Origin of the sequence: Fluviicoccus sp., assembly GCF_030646115.1 — a bacterium.
GTDB lineage: Bacteria > Pseudomonadota > Gammaproteobacteria > Pseudomonadales > Moraxellaceae > Fluviicoccus.
This window is the reverse complement of record NZ_JAUSMX010000017.1, coordinates 1-1555: the sequence shown is the minus strand read 5'-3', so window position 1 is coordinate 1555 and position 1555 is coordinate 1. Positions and strand designations below refer to the sequence as shown.

Annotated in this window: 2 protein-coding genes; both read left to right on the top strand. The window is 59.7% G+C overall.

All coding sequences use genetic code 11. The features are described from left to right. The first annotated feature begins 205 nt into the window (after positions 1–205). Positions 206–1189, top strand: a complete 984-nt coding sequence (locus tag Q7T36_RS11875; protein WP_304848550.1) for a TRAP transporter substrate-binding protein — start codon at positions 206–208, stop codon at positions 1187–1189. Between the two features lie 22 nt (positions 1190–1211). Further along, positions 1212–1555: TRAP transporter small permease (locus Q7T36_RS11870; RefSeq protein ID WP_304848547.1), on the top strand; the 344-nt coding region annotated here is incomplete at its 3' end.

Genomic DNA, 1555 nt, shown 5'->3' with positions numbered 1-1555 from the left:
ACCGCGCCCTGGCCGGCCAGAAGGCCAGCGGCTATTCCACCCCGGTGCATTTGGTGACTCTCGACAACATCAAGGGTGATGGCGGACCGAACAACAGCTTCGACCCCGATAACGGCTACCGCACGGTCTACAAGAAGATCTGGGCCAGGTAAGCCTACTTATTTCGCAAGCAAGCGATCGAATAATTTTTACAGGAGACAAAACCATGAAACACCGTAGCTTTCTCAAATTCGCACTGTCCACCGCCTTGCTCGCCGCTGGCTTGAGCGCCAATGCGCAGGTCACCAAAATCCGCTTCGCCCATGCCGGGCCGGAAGCGACATCGCAGCACCAGGCTGCGCTCGAATTTGCCAAACTGGTCAAGGAGCGCAGCGGCGGCAAACTCGAAGTACAGGTCTTCCCCGGCAGCCAACTCGGCAATGATTCCACCGTGATTGGCGCGGTGCGCGGCGGCACCATCGAGATGATGATGGCTGGCAGCGGCAATTTTGCCGGCCTGGTGCCGCGTCTGGATGTGCTGGACATCCCCTTCCTGTTCCGCGACCAGGCCCATGCCTACAAGACCGTGGACGGCGATATCGGCCAGTCCCTGATGAAAGGACTCGAAACCGGCGGCCTCAAACAACTGGCCTTCTGGGAGGTCGGCTTTCGCTCCATCACCACCAAGAACCGCGCCGTTCGCACGCCGGCGGATGTGAAGGGCCTCAAGATCCGCACCACCCCCAATCCGACCCATGTGCAGGCCTGGAAACTGCTGGGCACGAATCCGGTTCCGATGCCACTGGGCGAGTTGTACCAGGCGCTTGAAGCCGGCGCGGTGGACGCGCAGGAGCACCCGATTGACATCACCTACGCCTCCAAGTTCTACGAGGTGCAAAAACACCTCACCATGACCCGCCATGCCTTCACCGCGATGCCGGTGGTGTTCAACAAGCAGAAGTTCGACGCGCTGTCTCCCGAACTGCAAAAGGTGTTGCTGTCTGCAGCGGCGGACGGCAAGCTGTTGCAGCGCAACCTGAACCAGAAGAATGAAGCGCACGTTATTGCCGAGCTCAAGAAGAACGGCATGCAGGTCATCGAAACCTTTGACCCGGCGCCCTTCAAAACACTGGTGAATGACGACTTGCGCAAATCGTTCATCGCCAAGAACGGGCCTGAACTGCTGACGGCTGTGGACGCCATCAAGTAAACACCATTGGCGCTCCAAGCACATGAAATCCAATCCTGTTTCGCGTGCTGTCGACTGGCTGCTCATCGCGCTCCTGGGCGTGATGATCGTGCTGGTCTTCGGCAACGTGGTCCTGCGCTATCTATTCAACTCCGGCATCACCTTTTCCGAGGAAGTGTCCCGCTTCGTCTTCATGTGGCTGACCCTGATCGGGGCGCTGCTGGTGATGAAGGACAACGCCCACCTGGGGATGTCGAGCGTGGTCGCCCGGCTGGGCGAAAAGGGGCAACGCCTCTGCCGCTTCTCTGCCGACCTGATCGCCATGCTGTGCTGCGGCTTGCTGGCGCATGGCACATGGAAGCAGGTGGTGCTGGGCATGGACGACCG

Bases quoted from the DNA above. Each gene is read 5' to 3' on its own strand.
- Q7T36_RS11875 (WP_304848550.1), top strand. From the start codon at position 206: ATGAAACACCGTAGCTTTCTCAAATTCGCACTGTCCACCGCCTTGCTC.